General features: G+C 46.2%; 14 protein-coding genes. 5 read left to right on the forward strand and 9 right to left on the reverse strand.

Going from position 1 to position 17,220, the window contains the following annotated elements; all coding sequences use genetic code 11:
• Positions 1 to 1,296, forward strand: a complete 1,296-nt coding sequence (gene ftsW / locus CHH60_RS11915) for a putative lipid II flippase FtsW (RefSeq protein WP_095359372.1) — start codon at positions 1 to 3, stop codon at positions 1,294 to 1,296.
• A 125-nt stretch (positions 1,297 to 1,421) separates the two neighbouring features.
• Here the strand turns inward: ftsW and CHH60_RS11920 are convergent, their stop codons facing one another.
• Positions 1,422 to 1,784 (reverse strand): Asp23/Gls24 family envelope stress response protein, encoded by a 363-nt coding sequence (locus CHH60_RS11920; protein ID WP_095290227.1) that lies wholly within the window; start codon positions 1,782 to 1,784, stop codon positions 1,422 to 1,424.
• Between the two features lie 181 nt (positions 1,785 to 1,965).
• Between CHH60_RS11920 and cax the strand changes: the two genes are divergently transcribed.
• Complete coding sequence (gene cax, locus CHH60_RS11925) at positions 1,966 to 3,036, forward strand: calcium/proton exchanger (protein WP_095359373.1); 1,071 nt, start codon at positions 1,966 to 1,968, stop codon at positions 3,034 to 3,036.
• A gap of 174 nt (positions 3,037 to 3,210) precedes the next feature.
• Here cax and CHH60_RS11930 read toward each other — a convergent pair whose 3' ends face one another.
• From CHH60_RS11930 to CHH60_RS11950, 5 genes are all read right to left on the reverse strand, one after another.
• The gene (locus CHH60_RS11930; protein WP_095290224.1) at positions 3,211 to 3,504 is read right to left on the reverse strand and encodes a YlaN family protein; all 294 of its coding nucleotides are present in this window, start codon (positions 3,502 to 3,504) and stop codon (positions 3,211 to 3,213) included.
• Between the two features lie 226 nt (positions 3,505 to 3,730).
• Positions 3,731 to 3,976, reverse strand: coding sequence for an HPr family phosphocarrier protein (locus CHH60_RS11935; RefSeq protein ID WP_095290222.1), 246 nt, complete (start codon positions 3,974 to 3,976; stop codon positions 3,731 to 3,733).
• Positions 3,977 to 4,072: 96 nt separating this feature from the next.
• On the reverse strand, positions 4,073 to 5,188 hold the full coding sequence (locus tag CHH60_RS11940; RefSeq protein WP_095359374.1) for an aminopeptidase: 1,116 nt from the start codon (positions 5,186 to 5,188) through the stop codon (positions 4,073 to 4,075).
• A 105-nt stretch (positions 5,189 to 5,293) separates the two neighbouring features.
• Positions 5,294 to 6,196 carry a hypothetical protein gene (locus CHH60_RS11945; RefSeq protein ID WP_095359375.1) on the reverse strand — a complete coding sequence of 301 codons (903 nt, stop codon included), beginning with the start codon at positions 6,194 to 6,196 and terminating at the stop codon, positions 5,294 to 5,296.
• A 99-nt stretch (positions 6,197 to 6,295) separates the two neighbouring features.
• The gene (locus tag CHH60_RS11950) at positions 6,296 to 8,278 is read right to left on the reverse strand and encodes a sensor domain-containing diguanylate cyclase (protein ID WP_095359376.1); all 1,983 of its coding nucleotides are present in this window, start codon (positions 8,276 to 8,278) and stop codon (positions 6,296 to 6,298) included.
• 466 nt (positions 8,279 to 8,744) lie between these two features.
• Between CHH60_RS11950 and rpsD the strand changes: the two genes are divergently transcribed.
• Complete coding sequence (rpsD, locus tag CHH60_RS11955) at positions 8,745 to 9,344, forward strand: 30S ribosomal protein S4 (protein WP_095290216.1); 600 nt, start codon at positions 8,745 to 8,747, stop codon at positions 9,342 to 9,344.
• A gap of 563 nt (positions 9,345 to 9,907) precedes the next feature.
• Here rpsD and CHH60_RS11965 read toward each other — a convergent pair.
• A complete protein-coding gene (locus tag CHH60_RS11965; RefSeq protein ID WP_221192608.1) occupies positions 9,908 to 10,126 on the reverse strand; it encodes a helix-turn-helix transcriptional regulator in 219 nt (72 codons plus the stop codon).
• A gap of 289 nt (positions 10,127 to 10,415) precedes the next feature.
• Here CHH60_RS11965 and CHH60_RS11970 point away from each other — a divergent pair, with 289 nt between their 5' ends.
• Positions 10,416 to 13,532, forward strand: a complete 3,117-nt coding sequence (locus CHH60_RS11970) for a penicillin-binding protein 1A (RefSeq protein ID WP_095359378.1) — start codon at positions 10,416 to 10,418, stop codon at positions 13,530 to 13,532.
• Between the two features lie 159 nt (positions 13,533 to 13,691).
• Here the strand turns inward: CHH60_RS11970 and acsA are convergent, their stop codons facing one another.
• Positions 13,692 to 15,416, reverse strand: coding sequence for an acetate--CoA ligase (gene acsA / locus CHH60_RS11975; RefSeq protein WP_095290209.1), 1,725 nt, complete (start codon positions 15,414 to 15,416; stop codon positions 13,692 to 13,694).
• A gap of 271 nt (positions 15,417 to 15,687) precedes the next feature.
• Between acsA and CHH60_RS11980 the strand changes: the two genes are divergently transcribed.
• On the forward strand, positions 15,688 to 16,320 hold the full coding sequence (locus CHH60_RS11980; RefSeq protein ID WP_095359379.1) for a GNAT family N-acetyltransferase: 633 nt from the start codon (positions 15,688 to 15,690) through the stop codon (positions 16,318 to 16,320).
• Between the two features lie 135 nt (positions 16,321 to 16,455).
• Here CHH60_RS11980 and CHH60_RS11985 read toward each other — a convergent pair whose 3' ends face one another.
• Positions 16,456 to 17,151 (reverse strand): 5'-methylthioadenosine/adenosylhomocysteine nucleosidase, encoded by a 696-nt coding sequence (locus tag CHH60_RS11985; RefSeq protein WP_095359400.1) that lies wholly within the window; start codon positions 17,149 to 17,151, stop codon positions 16,456 to 16,458.
• Positions 17,152 to 17,220: the final 69 nt, after the last annotated feature.

Here is a 17,220-nt window from a genome sequence, read left to right on the forward strand (position 1 = left end):
ATGAAACAACAATCGGCCCAAACGAAAACGAAGAGAGGCACGCCAGATTTCCAACTGCTAATCCTCACTTTATTGTTAGTGGGCTTTGGACTGCTGATGGTATTCAGCTCCAGTTCCAGTATTGCAATTGCAAACAGTAGCTTTAACAATGATCCCCTATACTTCACGAAAAAACAACTTATGTGGGCGGTTATCGGTTTAGTTGGTATGTTCTTTGCCATGAACATTCGTTTTAATAAATACAAGAAGCTTTATGCACCTTTTTTCCTATTCACCACGGTATTGCTGGTGCTCGTACTTGTTACAGGCGCAATGTTGAACGGTGCACGAAGCTGGATCCGCATCTTTGGCTTTAGTCTTCAGCCTGCGGAGTTCGCCAAGATTGCCATAATACTATACCTTTCTGCACTCATCACCAAAAAAGGCGAACGCTTCAGGGACCTCAAGACAGGTTATATTCCGGTTTTAGTCATTGTCGGATTCATTGCAGGATTGATCATGCTGCAGCCGGACTTCGGTACATGCTTCATTCTGGTTTCCACCTGTGGTCTCGTCATCTATGCAGGCGGAGCAAGCATGAAGCATATTATGGGTTCGATCCTGCTAGTTGTACTGGGAGGGGCACTCGCACTCGGCGCGAATGCCCTCTTCTCCTCCATGTCTCCTTCAGACGCTATTGACAGTACTACTGCAGCCTCTGCCGAACAGAATTACAAGATCGGGCGTATTCAGGCATTCCTTGATCCGTTATCGGACACTAGTGGTGGAAGTCTCAACCTTTTCCGCTCCCTTGTGGCCATCGGTGATGGCGGCATGACCGGTTCAGGTATTGGACAAGGTACGATGAAGCTTCATTATCTGCCGAACGCGTATAATGACTTCATTTTCTCCGTAATTGGGGAAGAGCTTGGTTTCCTGGGGAGTACGCTATTCCTTTTGGTTTATCTGTACTTTATCTGGCGCGGCATTATTGTCTCGTTGCGTTGTCCTGACCCGTTCGGAACGCTGGTGGGTATCGGAATCATGGGATTGATCGCCATTCAGGCGTTCATTAATATCGGAGGCGTGACCCAGACCATACCGGTGACGGGGGTTACCCTTCCGTTTATCAGTTATGGAGGTACGTCACTCTTTGTGATGATGGTGGCCATGGGTATTCTGCTCAGTATCTCGCGTACGAACAACCAGGACGTCATTAAGGAAGAGCGAACCAAATCCGTAACGGTACAAACGCAAACACGTACTTCCCCGGCTCTTCGTTCACGGGATTCCAAATCCATTCGGCGCATTCGTTAACGGTGTACCGGAATAAAAAAAAGACTTCGCATCCTAGGGATGTGAAGTCTTTTTTTGGGTTAACTGGAGCACAGAGAACATCATCTACGATCATCTGCTCTTCAGTTAAATTGGAGGTTAGTACCTTACAAGTCGTCGCCTTTGAAGGATACGCCTTCTACCTTCACGTTCACTTCGACAACGCGCAATCCGGTCATGGTCTCTACCGCTTCTCTCACATTCTGCTGAAGCATACGGGATACTTCATGAATCGGTGTCTCGTACAGGACGATGATGCGCAGGTCAATGGCTGCTTCCAGTTGGCCGACCTCAACGCCTACGCCTTTCTGTACGTTTTTACCGCTGAGACGTTTGGCCCAGCCCTCTGACAATCCTCCAGACATTGCGGCAATCCCCGGTGTCTCCATCGCAGCCATTCCGGCAATTTTCGCCACCACGTCATCGGCAATCCGGATGTTACCGCCTTCTAGTTGAAGTTGTTCTGCCATGCCACATCCTCCTTCACTTCGTTACTCGTATTTTAAATCCTTTCCACCCCAAAAAGCAAATTAAACTCGAAAACATGCGTTTACAACCTACCACCATTTGGTTATATTGAAATATGAAAATAATCTCATAAGACTTTCATTGTCATTTTAAAACAAAATAATTTTAACCGAGGTGTTTGTTGTGAGAAACCGGATTTCATCCATTTTGCTGATTGTCACCTTTGCATTCAGCGCCATTGCCCACTATCTGCATTGGAATCCGATCCTGCAGTTTGTGATTTCAGCCATTTCGGTTATTTTTGTGGCCGGTTTTTTAGGGAAAGCTACCGAAAATGTTGCTCACTATGCCGGACAGCGGCTTGGCGGATTCTTGAATGCTACGTTCGGTAACGCTGCCGAATTGATCATTGCCATTTTCCTCGTCAAAGAGGGCTTATTCGACATGGTAAAAGCAAGTCTGACCGGTTCCATTATCGGAAACCTGCTGCTGGTGCTGGGGCTAAGTATCTTTGCCGGAGGACTCAAGTTCAAAATTCAAAATTACAACGTCTCTCTTGCGGGACTAAACGGCTCCCTGATGATCGTGGCGATCATTGCCCTGTTCATTCCGGCTGTTTTTCTCAACACCCATTCCATTACTCAAAAGGACACAGATACGCTCAGCCTAATTGTCGCAGGGCTGTTGATCATTGCCTACATCGCTTGGCTCTTATTCTCGATGGTAACGCACAAGAACTATCTCGCGGATGTCACTGTCGATGAAGACGAGGAATTGCCGCATGAACATGCGCCGGCGTGGTCCAAGAAAAAATCAATTCTATACCTGGTTATCGCCACAGTTATGGTAGCCTTTGTCAGTGAATGGCTCGTGGGTACTCTCGAGGTATTTACCGAAGAATTTGGTCTTAGTGAACTGTTCGTTGGTGCATTTTTGGTTGCGATTATCGGTAATGCGGCCGAACACAGTGCAGCTATTATGCTTGCCATGAAAAACAAGATCGGTGCCGCTGTAGAGATTGCGGTCGGCAGCAGCTTGCAAATCGCACTTTTTGTTGCACCTGTGCTTATTTTTGTGAGTTACTTTACGGGCAGAACCATGGATATCGTGTTTACAACGATTGAGCTTCTTGCCATTGGGGTAGCCGTATTTATCGCCAAGTCGATTACCCAGGATGGTTCAACGAACTGGTATGAGGGATTGCTCCTGCTGGTTGTCTACATCATTCTGGGGGTATCCTTCTTCCTGGTGTAACCTCATAAGCTTATAGATGCTGACATAACGAACAGATAGCAAAAGCAGCCCGGACACATTTCCGGACTGCTTTTTTTATGATCGGCTTACACCATTTTTTATTTGTTAAAACACACACAAAAAAAGCATGCAAAATGCCTGCATGCCTTCTATTCTGACCCGCACGATAGCAGGCTATTGCTCATTCTTTTTGTTCAAAGCTTCATATAGAATTGCCAGATTCCGCTCAAGCGCGCTTACCAGCTGCTTACCAGCACCTTCAGGAAGAAGCCCAGCACGAACAGCAAAATCGACTTCCTTGGAGAACCCATACATCTGTGTATCCAATACTTCCTCATAGAGAGGGCAGTAGCGGGTAGCCAGATTCTCCATCTGTACTTCAATAAGCTTCTGTATTTTATCTGCATCTTCTTGAAGAAGACTGATCGCTTTCATGTTCAGCTGGTCCTGCAGATCAGATGAAGTCATGCATTTTTCCCCCCTATGTCCCAAAAATCGCGTAAAGACGTTCTACCTCTAATATTAGACGAAATCAGGAGCTAATACAAGAACCTGACCAAAATAACCACTCAAAACGAAGGCTTGGACAGCACGTATTTTAACTCCTCAGCAACGGACTCAAAGAAGAACCTGTTCATTTGTGTATACGAAAAAGCACCCCCGCCAAGACAGGCGGAGATGCTTCCTGGAATGATTACTCGGATGCGATGCTTACATTCAGGCCATGTTTAGCAAATACTTCTGACATGGCTGCTTTTGCTTCGTCTGCATCTGGTCCATGAACGTGAAGTTCATAGCTGTGTGTGCTAATCAGCGTGGTAAACAAACCGAGAATACTTTTCACATCAATATACTTGTTCTCCGAATGAAGCACGATTGAAGAAGTAAACTTGCCTGCTGTTTGAGCAATTTCCACTACAGCCGCGTTATTACTCGACATAGGAATCCCTCCGTCTTTTCACATTTGGTATCATCTATTAATTACCACTACATGATACCGTGAATCCGCTTTCCTAGCAACAGCAAAATCCCGCGGTTACTTCAATTGGTCTGGATTCAGGCATTCCAGCTCTGGAATCACAAAGATGCCGTCTTTGCGAATCAGCACATCGTCAAAGTAAATTTCGCCGCCGCCGTAGTCTGGGCGCTGAATCAGCACAAGATCCCAGTGAATGGAGGAACGATTTCCGTTGTCCGTTTCTTCGTATGCCTGCCCAGGAGTAAAGTGCAGACTGCCTGCAATTTTCTCATCAAACAGAATATCCTTCATTGGATGCAGAATATGCGGATTGAAGCCAATTGCAAATTCACCAATATGACGTGCACCGTCATCGGAATTCAGAATCTCATTCAGGCGTTCTGTATCGTTGCTTGTCGCTTCAACAATCTTGCCATCCTTGAAGGTGAACTTGATGTTTTCAAACGTTACCCCGTTGTACAGGGTTGCTGCATTATAACTGATTGTTCCGTTTACAGAATCACGCACAGGTGCACTGTAAACTTCGCCATCAGGAATATTTTTTTGACCGGAGCACTTCACTGCACCGATATCTTTAATGGAGAAGCTCAGATCCGTTCCTGGTCCTGTAATACGAACTTTGTCCGTACGGTTCATCAGGTTAGCCAGGGAATCCTGCGCTTTGTCCATTTTGGCATAATCCAGGTTGCACACATCGAAATAGAAATCTTCGAATGCTTCCGTGCTGGTATTCGCAAGCTGCGCCATGCTGGCATTCGGGTAACGAAGTACAACCCATTTCGTATGTTTAACCCGCTGCTCGCTATGTACCGGATGGGAATACAGGGAGTTATACATTTTCATTTTTTCTTCCGGCACGTCGGACAGGTCGTTCACATTTTCGCCTGCACGGATACCAATGTAGCAATCCATTTGTTTCATGCGGTTCAGGTCAATCTCTGCCCAGGTTTTCATCATCTCTTCTGTAGCATTTTTCAACATCGCACGTTGAACCGTCTTGTCGGTCAGCTGTACAAAAACATTGCCGCCTTTTTTACCTACTTCTTCAATAATAGCGTTGATCAGATCACGTTCCGATCCAATCATCTCAACCAGCACATTCTCGCCAGGCTGTACATCTACAGAGTAGCCAACCAGGTTAGCTGCAAGTTTCTGAATTCGTGGGTCCTTCATCTCGTAAATCCTCCTGTCATCTGCCATTCAAAAAATTGAACAACGGTAAATTACGATACTATTGTAGCACGCTACTGCAATCCCGTCAGCAGGCAGAACCCACGTCTAATCATATGTTTTAAAATTAACATCCATGACCAGAGCTTCTTTATTGCTTTTGTTGCTTGCATCCTGGTACGTCACCTGACTTTCCGAAGAGAGCCGCAGCGGCAAACTGGTCTTCCGATCCACAGTCAGATGATATACCGTTTGTACTTTAGCTTGTTTCATCATTTGCTCCATACTAGCTTCACCCTGCTGCCAAACCTGGCTCAATTCCTTCTCAAGCTTCGCCTTGCTCGTGCCTTTGATATTACTCGCCCGGTGCATATATTCTGCCCTAATCGCGTTCATCTCGTCGTTCAATTGGGTTGTGGCCCAGGCTTTGGCATCTTCAGGTGCCAGTTCAATCCGCAGGATCCTTGTTCTTCGACCAGAACCGTATTCGGATTTTATCGTTTTGTTCATCCGGTCAATATTCTCCAGTTGGGCGATGGGGTTGTACCGGGACAGTGATCCACGGAGTGGTTCATGCTCTGCGGTCAATGCCTCCCATTGTCCCTTTTTTCGCTGAAAAGAGGCGCTGAATCCGCTTGGTTGGGTAGTCAGATTTGCAGAAGCGGCATCCATTCCGTTTACCTTACTTGAACCTGCTGCAGTGACAGCTCCAGGGAGTCGTGTCTGCAGCGTTAGCTGATCATGATTTTCCAGCTTTCCTTCAAATTTGAACTGATTTTCAAAAAGTCCGCTGCTCTCTCGTCTTAACCCTGCTTCCCCTACAAAGTCCAGCTTCTCCTTACCTGCAATTCCGGATAAGGCCATGGAGAACACCTCTTCTGGAGTGCGTTCACGATGTATCAGCCCACAGCCCGGTGCAGAAAGGATAATAACACTCAAAAGCAGCATTAATGTACGCATACCCTGCCTTGTAATCATATAAAATCCATCCTTCCGTCCAAGGTTCTCCATAGCCTGCCCCTCCTGTATACCCTTATACTTCACATCAACGCAAACTTTGCTGTAAAAGAAAAAAGAGAGAACAACTCCAATCCATGGAATTGTTCTCTCTTAGCGCGTCACTTCCTGTTTTTCCAGCACAATCCGGTTGCGACCGTTATGTTTCGCCTCGTAGAGCGCCATATCTGCCCGGTAAAATAATGATTCCACACTGACCTTGTCATCCATCCAGTTCCACTCGGCTATACCACTAGATACGGACACAGGTGGCCTGGTCTCCTCCGCCACTCGGCTGCGTATGACCTCTGCATACTCGAGTGCCTGGTGGATCCCCAGCTGCGGCACGTAAATGGCCAGCTCCTCGCCACCCCACCGGGCACAGATATCATCGGAACGAACGGAAGATTTAACGATATCACTAACCTGTTTCAACACCTGGTCCCCGGTTTGATGGCCAAATGTGTCGTTCACCTGTTTGAACTGATCGATATCAACCACAATTAATGAACCACAGAATTCATTGGCCTGCTTTTCGTGAATGACACTATCGAGATAATGTCTGACGTACAATCCAGTTAACATATCAAGGTTGGCCAAACGGCGAACCTCCGCATGCAGCGTCGCATTGGATAGAGCCAGGCCTACGTGTATGGACAGCATCTGCAGAAGACGATAATTATCGTATGAGAAATATTGCTGTTTGGGATGTCCCAGCAAAATGGTCCCCTTCACTTGACCGTTCACTCGAATCGGTGAAGCCATCAGTGACATGGAATTAGTAATCTCCATAAATACGGAGGACACTTTGTTATCCTGTGCGTAATTGGATAAAATAAGCGGTTCTTCTGTCTGGTACAGCAAACCCGCGATACCGTAATCCAGTGAAAAGGATTTTTGACGCATTTCTCCAATACTGGATGACATCACTTCGAAACGATTCGTGGTGTCATTCAATTGAAGAATACAACAGGATTCAGCTTGAAAAATGTCCTTTAACTCCAACTCGGCCATTTTATAAATCTCTTTCAACTGCAGACTTCTATTTAGACGTTGTGTCAAATCATTGATTAGACGAAGTTCCTGAATCAACATGTTCGATTGCTCATGTAATTTGGCATTCTCAAAAGCAGTTCCTGCCATATCCGCCATCATGGTGATAAGCTGCAAGTCGGGCTCTTCCATGAGCTCGTCATTCATCTCGATGTGAAACACACCATAGATACCCTGCTTTCCCTTGAGCGGAAGTCCAACCTCCACAATATGATTTTCCCCCTGATCGGAGCGAATGACTATCGTTTGTCCATCTTTAAATGAACGGAGACAAATATCTTCCCCATGTTCATGGACAAGCAAAGGTCTGATTCTCGGATTGGAACTGTTGCGATCTTGGGACATGTACAGATTCATGTGTGTGGTCGGATACAAATAATCGATACTGTCAAATACCTCGTCCAATATGGCATCCACGTCCATTTTGTCATGCATCCGCTGCACGATCTGAAAAAGAATGGACCTCCGATGCTCTTCACGCGCCGTTTGCTCATGAGCTTTTAGCAGATCTGCCAAAAATATGTATTCAAATCTTCGGTAAAAGCAAGTACGATAATGCGCTGCCTCAGATCGAACAATCTCTTCAGACGTTTCATAACGATGAGGCTCGTAAATGAAAGCTGTAAACACAGCGAACATATCCTTGTTGATTCTGGAAAACAGAGGCTCGGCAATGTATAGGAAATCCCCGTGCTCATCTGAACCACGCAATGATTGTGCCCTTCCGGTTTCAAGACAATTCATTACCGTCTGAACTGATACAGGCCTGTCCATAGACTCATCGGCGGTCGTCGCTACACAAATACCTTCTGTATTCCACACGCTGTAAATTGCAGATGATGCGCTCCAGTTTGAATCATGCTGAGTCAGCCAATCCGTATAGGCTTGCTGCAGCAAGTTTTTCAAATATGAGAAATCAAAAGGTGTGATATCCATTTGCTGCATCCAGAACGCATGCTCATTACGCTGAGCTGCAGAAGATGCGGAATCGCCCGAACTTGGCGAATGCATGCTGGCTGGTAAACTTCCTAGATGTTCTAACATGTCAGGCGCTCCTTTGCACCGTTTTTGCAACCTCTAAAGGGATGCATTAATCTGCAGACGTTATCGCAAACCTGCAAAAACCTTACGATAACCTTAATGTACATGATCATTTAAAGTTAAGATACATTCTATTTTACTCTCTTTATAGCTTTTTTGCATCCATATTTCAGAAAATTGTCCCATTTTTTTGGGCCTAATGACCTATCGACAAATTTAGACGTTTTTTTGCCTTTCTCCTACTCTTGACTTTGTCTCTTTTAAACTGTAATATAAATTGTTGATGAAGACTACTAATGGGTCTTTAAATTTGGGCATTACCGGTTGTGTCACCCTCATTCTTTTTGTTGCTTTCAGGACAGCGGCTGAACTTTCCTGATTGACGTATGTGTGGCCTTGCCCGCATCAACAAATTGGAGCGCAAACAGAGCCCTATATGAACTTTAACTAAAAAGGAGCTACTATAAACATGGCACGTTACACTGGTCCTAAATTTAAATTGAGCCGTCGCCTCGGCATTTCCCTGAGCGGAACAGGCAAAGAATTGAAACGTCCTTTCCCTCCAGGTCAGCACGGAGCTAACCAACGCAGAAAAATGAGCAACTACGGTATGCAGTTGCAAGAAAAACAAAAACTTCGCCACATGTACGGTTTGGGCGAAAAACAATTCCGCACTCTGTTTGCTAGAGCGCAAAAAATGCAAGGTATCGCGGGTGAAAACTTCATGTTCTTGCTTGAGTGCCGCCTTGACAACCTCGTTTACCGTCTTGGTTTTGCTAACTCCCGTGCAGGAGCACGTCAGTTGGTATCCCACGGTCACGTAACAGTAAACGGTAAAAAAGTCGATATCGCTTCTTACCAAGTAAGCACTGGCGATGTAATCGGCCTGCGTGAAAGAAGCCGCGGTCTTTCTTCCGTTAAGGAAGCTTTGGAAAACCGTTCGCATCTTCCAGCATACCTTGAATTCAACGACGCTGCTGTAGAAGGTAAATACATCCGTCTGCCTGAGCGTTCCGAGTTGTCCCAAGATATCGACGAAAAACAAATTGTCGAGTTCTACAACCGTTAATCGTTGATTGACTTTAAAGCTTCAACCCAAACAGCTGTCGAGATTTTCTCGGCAGCTGTTTTTTAATGTTTTTCTGCCTAAAACATTTAGTAATACCAATAAGATACCAATTTAAACACAGACAAACTCAGAGTTAACTAATTCACCAGATATGTGATGATCTTAATACTTTAAGAGCTTATAGACAAAGTAGGTCAGAGATGAAAAAATACCACTCATCATAATAATGATTGCTGATTCAAACACCTCTATTCTGATTCCGAACTGATATATTACCAGAATTGTGATTATCACTAATATCATGACTATAAATCCGAGTGAAAATGAAGATTTACAATGTGAAATTACTCTTTCGTCACTTTCGGAGTGCCTAGCCTGACTAGCCCCTTTTTTGTCCGTTGTCAACATGATGAAGTTTAGAATGGAACACCCCAGTAAACCAAATCCCAACGGCATAGCGAACGACAAATCAGGATTATTCAACGCATACTTCTGATAAAGAGCAATTGAAAAAACAAGCAAGCCGATGATACACATAGCAATAGAAACTAGAGTCCATTTCCTCACTGTCCATTCCCCTCTTCCTCAAAAATAAAAACTTGTTCAATATTTTTTTGAAATACCCGGGCAATATGATGAGCCAGCAAGATCGACGGATTGTATCGCCCTTTCTCCAACGAAATAATGGTCTGACGTGATACTTTAACTTTCTCAGCCAAATCCTGTTGCGTCATGTTAAGCTCACGACGGTAGATCTCAATTTTATTTTTCACCAGTATCATTACCTCACTCTAATTTGTAAAGCTTGCTTTACACAAAGCATACATCCTATTTCTAAAATTGTAAAGTAAACTTTACAATTAGACCAATATAATAAATCAGACTGCCGGAAAGCACCTCCACTTTATACCGAACACCTTCTTGTATACTCATGATATGGTACTTAACCAGACATAATAAATAACATAGACCAAAATAATGGCAATTTTCGACCATTGCTTGTATTTCTCAGGCATGCAAACCCGCCTTTTTATGCTATAATAAGTGCTGTTAAAAGGAGGAAGACACTGAATGGTTGATGTTAATAAGAAAAAGCCCGATGAACAGCCTGCCCGCAAGCGCAGCTTCGCCCGCAGACTGGGCAGTGTCGTCAAATGGATGGTTGTCCTGGGTTTTATGGGGGCACTATTTGTAGGCGGTGCTCTGATGGGATACGTCAGTTCCATTGTAAAAGACGAGCCCGTCCGCTCCAGGGCCCTGATTGAACAAAAAGTCAGCGAAAACTCCATCACAGGCTTTGCTTACTTTGCCGACGGTAGCCCGATCGGTCAATTACGTACGGAAGAAGACAGGCGTCCGGTCACCTTTGACCAGATACCACAGAAAGTTATTGATGCTGTCATATCGATTGAAGACAATCATTTTTACGAACATAAAGGTGTAGATATGAGCGGAACGCTCCGAGCCGTGAAGCAGAAGGTGCTGAAAGAGTCTGTGCAAACGGGCGGAAGTACGCTGACTCAGCAATTGGCACGGCGTGTGTTCTTGAATCTCGATCGTACCGAAGACCGCAAAGTCAAGGAGATACTGCTGTCCTTGCGACTTGAACGATTCCTGACCAAGAACGAGATCATGACTGCATATCTGAATAAAGTTCCTTTTGGTAACGGCTCCAGTGGATATAATGTGTATGGGATCAAGGCAGCTGCCAAAGGATTGTTCAACATTAATGATCTGGAGAAAATAAACACGGCTCAGGCAGCCTATCTTGCCGGATTGCCTCAGCTCCCCTCTTCTTACTCAGCCTTTAACGGAAAAGGCGACTTTGTAGAGGATAATTTTGAGCGTGCAATCAACCGCCAGCATCTGGTATTACGCCGTATGCTTGAACTTGGCAAAATCAATCAAACCGAGTATGACGAAGCTCTTGCATTTGATATTAAGAGTTCACTGGCACCGAAGACCGTCAAGGCTTACAACACTTATCCATATCTTATGATGGAAACCGAACGCCAGGCAGCACAAATTTTGATGAAACAAATGAATGCTGACACAGCAGCTGAAGGAACTTCCGAGGGTTCAGATTCTACCGAGGATGGGACACAAAAGGAAAGCAGTGCTCTGCTCGAAGAAGCTCAGCAGCAATTGCGTACAGGTGGGTATCGCATATACACAACGATTAACAAAAGTGTTTACAAAACCATGCGTACCATCGCCGAGAATGACAGTAATTTTGCTGCGGACGATCCCAAAAAAGGAAAAGAACAGACTGCAGCCATCATGATTGATCACAAAACCGGGGCTATTCTGGGCATGATTGAAGGCCGGAGCTTCCAGGATGAACAGATGAACTACGCAACCCAGATGGTGCGTCAGCCAGGTTCAACGATGAAGCCTATTGCCGCCTACCTACCTGCTCTGGAAGAAGGACTGGTTCAACCAGCGTCCATCATTGATGATTCACCGATCATTCTTAAGGATGGAGGCTCAAACGGCTTCCATATTCCGAAGAATGCGAACAATCGTTATCAGGGACTTGTAACCGCTCGTAGAGCGCTGAACTATTCCCTGAACGTTCCTGCGCTGAAACTCTTCAATGAAGACGTCGGGATCGAAAAAGCCTGGGCATTCTCCAAGAAGCTTGGCATAACGACCATTCAGCAGCAAGACTATCAGGCTCAGACGGGTGTTCTCGGGGGACTCCAATACGGTGTAACCGTAGAAGAACTCACGAATGCTTACGGAGCAATTGCGAACAATGGGGTATATAACGACTCCTACATGATTAGCAAAATTGTAGACTCCAAAGGAAATATCGTTTATAAGCATGAATCCGAACCTGTTCAAGCATTTTCCGAACAGACGGCGTACCTCATGACCGATATGTTAAGAACCGTAATAACCGAAGGTACTGCGGATAAGGTACGCGAAACGTATAAGTATACAAAAAGTGCACCTGTCGTAGGAAAAACCGGTTCAACGCAAAACTATGCGGATGTCTGGTTTGAAGGCTATACACCTGATGTCACGCTTGGTGTGTGGGTTGGATACAAACAGCCTGTGAACACCCTTGAAACCAAATCTCAGCGTAAACGTGCCCAGCAGCTCTGGTCTCAGATTATGAATGAAGTCGTTGCTACCGACAAGGAACTGTTTGTGACGGATTCATTCAAGAAACCATCGGGCATTGAAACACGTACGGTATCTGCTTATAGCGGCAAATTGCCAACATCACTGACTGACAAATTTGTAACCGATATTTTCAACAGCAAATTTATTCCCAAAGATAGTGATGATGGTGTCGCTAAAGCAAAATACATTACCTACAATGGTGTAAACTACATCCCTCGTGATGAAACACCTGGCGACATGCTGAAGGAGAAGACGGTTATTAAACGGAAGAAACCGATCTCCGATCTGATCAAGGAATTGCAAAATGCATTCTCACGGATGAGCCGTCACGAATCCCTTGCCTATTACCTGCCAGAAGATGCGGATGCAGACATGCCAACACAAGTCGACCCGAGATCGGACAATGGCAAGGCACCAGATGCACCAGGGAATGTGAGAATATCTGTTGCTAATGGCAAAGCTGTAATTACTTTTAACGCAACGCCTGAAAATGACGTTGTCGGATATCGGTTGTATCGCTCCGTAAATGGTGCCGGCTTCCAGAACCAGGGCCAAGTTGTCCTGACAGGTGAATCCAGATCATTTACAGCATACGCACAGGGCGGGAATTTCACTTTCTATGTCACTGCTGTCGATGTAGCCGGCAAAGAGTCAGCTCCTAGTGCTACGGTTAGCAGTGCAGGAGTGTCAGATCCACTCCCGGATGAGGAAGTAAAAGAACCGATCAATGTTCCTGGAACCATCGTTGAGCCGGAAGAAAATGAAAACACTGACGCTGCAACTACCGTTCCAGGTACCCCTGGACAGGTTAGCGTAGCAGCTCTCACCCAAGGATTGCGCATTCAATGGGCCTCCAATCCGGAGAGCGATGGTGTACAGAGCTATGCTGTCTATTACAGTGAAACGGGCTCTGCCCCTTACACCAAGATTGGCACAACTTCGGGTACCTCAATGGATTACGGTGTACCTGCCTCTGCTAGCGGATGGTTCAAAGTATCTGCCATCAACAGCGTAGGAGAATCCGAGCCCTCTGTTGCGGTCCCATATCAACCGTAAGGATGCCATAACGCACGTTTTTTTAAGCCCCCACCCTCATTATTAGAGGATGGGGGCTTTTTTTCATATAATAAAAAGCCTGATCTGCATCTTACGCAAATCAGGCTTGTTCTTTAAAATGCAAGCACCACGTTTTCAGTAATTAATCTTCATCGGTTATTAATCTTCAATAGTGGACAGGTCACCTGTCGGCAAATCGAGCTCCCAAGCCTTCAGCACACGTCGCATGATTTTACCGGAACGAGTCTTGGGCAGTTTATCCTTAAACTCGATCTCTCGCGGAGCTGCATGAGCAGACAAGCCCTCTTTTACAAATCGATAGATCTCTTCCTTCAACTCAGGAGTCGCCTCATAGCCCTCACGCAGCGCCACAAACGCCTTGATAATCTCCCCGCGCGTGACATCCGGCTTACCGATGACTCCGGCCTCTGCAACCGCAGGATGCTCTACGAGCTTGCTCTCCACTTCAAACGGACCAATACGTTCTCCGGAAGAATTGATTACATCATCGATCCGGCCCTGGAACCAGAAATACCCTTCTTCGTCCATATACGCTGAATCCCCGGATACATACCAGCCAGACAGCCTGAAATATTCATCATATTTGGCCGGGTTGTTCCAAATTTTCGCCATCATGGATGGCCAAGGTGTACGTATGGCGAGGTTCCCCATGCTATATGGAGGGAGTTCCTGTCCCCGGTCATCGATAATAGCTGCTTCAATACCTGGTAGTGGCCGCCCCATTGAACCAGGCTTAATCGGCATCTCTGGATAGTTACAAATCAGCTGTGCTCCGGTCTCTGTCATCCACCAGGTATCATGTATCCGCTGACCATAGGCTTTCCATCCCCAACGCACCACTTCCGGATTGAGCGGTTCTCCAACCGACATTACATGGCGCAAGCTGCTGAGATCATGTTGTGCAATAGTCTCGTCCCCTGCACCCATTAGCATACGGAACGCGGTCGGGGCACTGTACCAGACGCTGACTTTATTTTTCTCAATGGTGCTGTACCAATCCTGCGGGCTGAACCGGCCCCCACGAATGACATTGGTCACTCCATTCAGCCATGGAGCAAAGATCCCGTATGATGTACCTGTTACCCATCCTGGGTCAGCCGTACACCAGTACACGTCATTCTCACGTAAATCAAGAACGACCTTGCCGGTATAGTAATGCTGAATCATGGCATTTTGGACGTGATAGACACCCTTAGGCTTACCTGTTGAGCCCGATGTATAGTGAATAAGTAAACCGTCCTCACGATTCAGCCATTCCACTTCCATATCATCCGAGGCTGCAGACATCTCTGCATCAAAGTCGATTAGACCCTCTTCGGTCTGGGTACCTCCACCCACAACAAAAATATGCTTCAGTTCCGGCAGTTCCGCACGTTTAATGCGTCCCAATAGTTCTGGCGTCGTGACGAGGGCTACGGCCCCACTGTCTTCCAGCCGGTCTTTAACTGCCGTCTCCATAAACGCCTCAAACAGGGGTCCGGCTATGGCTCCTGCTTTTAACACACCCAGCAGGCTGAAATACAACTCAGGACTTCTCGGCATAAAAATAAACACCCGGTCTCCCCGGACAATGCCATATTTGCGCAGAACATTCCCAAAACGGTTCGATTGCTCGCTCAAATCAGCAAAAGTATACGCTTCTTCACGCGAAGCATCACTGTATAACAGCGCCGTTCTCCCGCCTCTTCCTTCCAGTACATGACGATCAATCGCTTCATGCGCCATGTTGACTTTTCCGCTGGCGTGCCACGTAAAGTGCCTCTCCACCGATTCCCAATCAAACCGGCTTCGGGCCTCTGTGTAATCGCCCAGGTTAGATTCAGACACAACCGTTTGCAGCATCTCACCATGTGCTTGACTCATGCTTGCCAGCCTCCTTCAACTCGACATTTCGATTTCCCATAATGGGTTACTTCTCATTGCCTTTGTGTTGACTGAACTTCCAGTTAGCGCTTACATTAATAGAGAGAAATTCTCATCATGTACCTGTCTGGCCAAACCAATGAACTCAAATCTGCTTGAATTGTGAACGTTTTTTGTCTACGCAATTATAGCAAATCTACACAATCATCGTCTATGGGTTTTCAATTTTTTGATTTTTTGCTATAAGTAGGGGGAGAGAGGAGCATGAACCATGGAGCATATCAAGGCGTATCATATGCGTTCCATCTTCAAGTCCGGCCACCGAGTCACGGTAGAAGGCCCTGTGCCTCCCGAGGCAATCACCAAACTTGCGTTCCATCCCGATCTGGATGCCTTTCGTCGTCCTTCTGAGCAGCAGGAAGCGCTGGCCGAGATTGCAGCATTGCCTGAAGGAAGAATCATCATTGCACGTGAAAATGAGACGATTATCGGATATGTTACATTTCACTATGCGGATGATTGTGAACGCTGGTCTGAAGGTAACATGATGGATCTCATTGAGCTTGGAGCTATCGAAGTGGCTGACGAATACCGTTCACTCGGGGTCGGACGCGAGATGCTGCTCACCGCATTTGAAAATGGACAGATGGAAAGATATATTGTTTTCACCACGGAATATTACTGGCATTGGGATCTGAAGGGCAGCGGCCTTTCCGTCTGGGATTATCGCAAAATGATGGAGCGACTGATGCAGACTGTGGACATGACGTGGTACGCCACGGACGATCCCGAGATTTGCTCTCATCCGGCCAACTGTCTCATGGTGCGCATCGGCAGTGAAGTACCGATGTCCTCCGAGGAACAATTCGACCGTGTACGGTTTCGTCATCGCTTCATGTATTAATACATTTATTGAGATATACATGTAAAAAAACCGCCTCTCTAGGCAGCTCCAGATGACAAAATGGAACTGCCCACGAAAGGCGGTTTTAGTTTATAGACTCATACTTGTATGGCAGCTTCTGAAAGAGATTCCAAATTACATATTTTCAAGCATATGTTCAACAATGCGGTGAGAACGTTGTGAAGATTGCACGGTAAATTCAGCAAAATTCACATGAGCCGACCCGTCCGCTTTATCAGACATGCCGCGCAGCACAACAAAAGGAACGCGATTCATGAAGCTAACCTGAGCGACGGCAGCTCCCTCCATCTCCGCACATGCTCCATCCATTTCGGTATACAGCATGTTCACGGTCTCCTTGCTCGCAATAAACTGATCTCCGGACAATACCTTACCAATCAGATACTTGGCTCCCTGTGCCTTACACGCTTCCTCTGCTAATGCAATCAAAGCAGGTTCCGCGGGGAATGCGGAGGTTTCCTGATACGGGATCACTCCCCGTTCGAAACCGAGAGGAGTTACGTCCATGTCATGCTGAATGCATACGGAGGAGATTACGATATCTCCAATGTTCAGTTCCGGGTTCACTGCGCCCGCAACACCCGTAAATATAATCCGGTCTACTTGGAAACGATCGATCAAAATTTGCGTGGTCACCGCCGCGTTCACTTTGCCGACACCCGATTTACACACCACGATCTGTTTGCCCAGCCATTCACCCGCCACATACGTAATGCCGGTTTGCTTCACCGTCTCCAGCTGTTTCATGCCAGCCAGCAGAAGTTCTACTTCTTCATCCATAGCTCCAATGATCCCAATCGTTTCCTTCAATCTCGCTACCCCCTTTTGCTTCCGGACCTGTCCGGTTTGCACTGATTCATCCTCATGAAGCACAAAAGC

It is taken from the genome of Paenibacillus sp. 7523-1, from assembly GCF_002276415.1.
In the GTDB taxonomy this organism is placed as follows: Bacteria; Bacillota; Bacilli; order Paenibacillales; family Paenibacillaceae; genus Paenibacillus; species Paenibacillus illinoisensis_A.

What these genes read in the sequence shown, in the direction of transcription:
- ftsW (WP_095359372.1), top strand. Translation starts at nt 1, where the DNA reads ATGAAACAACAATCGGCCCAAACGAAAACGAAGAGAGGCACGCCAGAT.
- CHH60_RS11920 (WP_095290227.1), bottom strand. Translation starts at nt 1,784, where the DNA reads ATGGCAGAACAACTTCAACTAGAAGGCGGTAACATCCGGATTGCCGAT.
- CHH60_RS11930 (WP_095290224.1), bottom strand. Translation starts at nt 3,504, where the DNA reads ATGACTTCATCTGATCTGCAGGACCAGCTGAACATGAAAGCGATCAGT.
- CHH60_RS11935 (WP_095290222.1), bottom strand. Translation starts at nt 3,976, where the DNA reads ATGTCGAGTAATAACGCGGCTGTAGTGGAAATTGCTCAAACAGCAGGC.
- CHH60_RS11940 (WP_095359374.1), bottom strand. Translation starts at nt 5,188, where the DNA reads ATGAAGGACCCACGAATTCAGAAACTTGCAGCTAACCTGGTTGGCTAC.
- CHH60_RS11945 (WP_095359375.1), bottom strand. Translation starts at nt 6,196, where the DNA reads ATGGAGAACCTTGGACGGAAGGATGGATTTTATATGATTACAAGGCAG.
- CHH60_RS11950 (WP_095359376.1), bottom strand. Translation starts at nt 8,278, where the DNA reads ATGTTAGAACATCTAGGAAGTTTACCAGCCAGCATGCATTCGCCAAGT.
- rpsD (WP_095290216.1), top strand. Translation starts at nt 8,745, where the DNA reads ATGGCACGTTACACTGGTCCTAAATTTAAATTGAGCCGTCGCCTCGGC.
- CHH60_RS11965 (WP_221192608.1), bottom strand. Translation starts at nt 10,126, where the DNA reads ATGATACTGGTGAAAAATAAAATTGAGATCTACCGTCGTGAGCTTAAC.
- CHH60_RS11970 (WP_095359378.1), top strand. Translation starts at nt 10,416, where the DNA reads ATGGTTGATGTTAATAAGAAAAAGCCCGATGAACAGCCTGCCCGCAAG.
- acsA (WP_095290209.1), bottom strand. Translation starts at nt 15,416, where the DNA reads ATGAGTCAAGCACATGGTGAGATGCTGCAAACGGTTGTGTCTGAATCT.
- CHH60_RS11980 (WP_095359379.1), top strand. Translation starts at nt 15,688, where the DNA reads ATGGAGCATATCAAGGCGTATCATATGCGTTCCATCTTCAAGTCCGGC.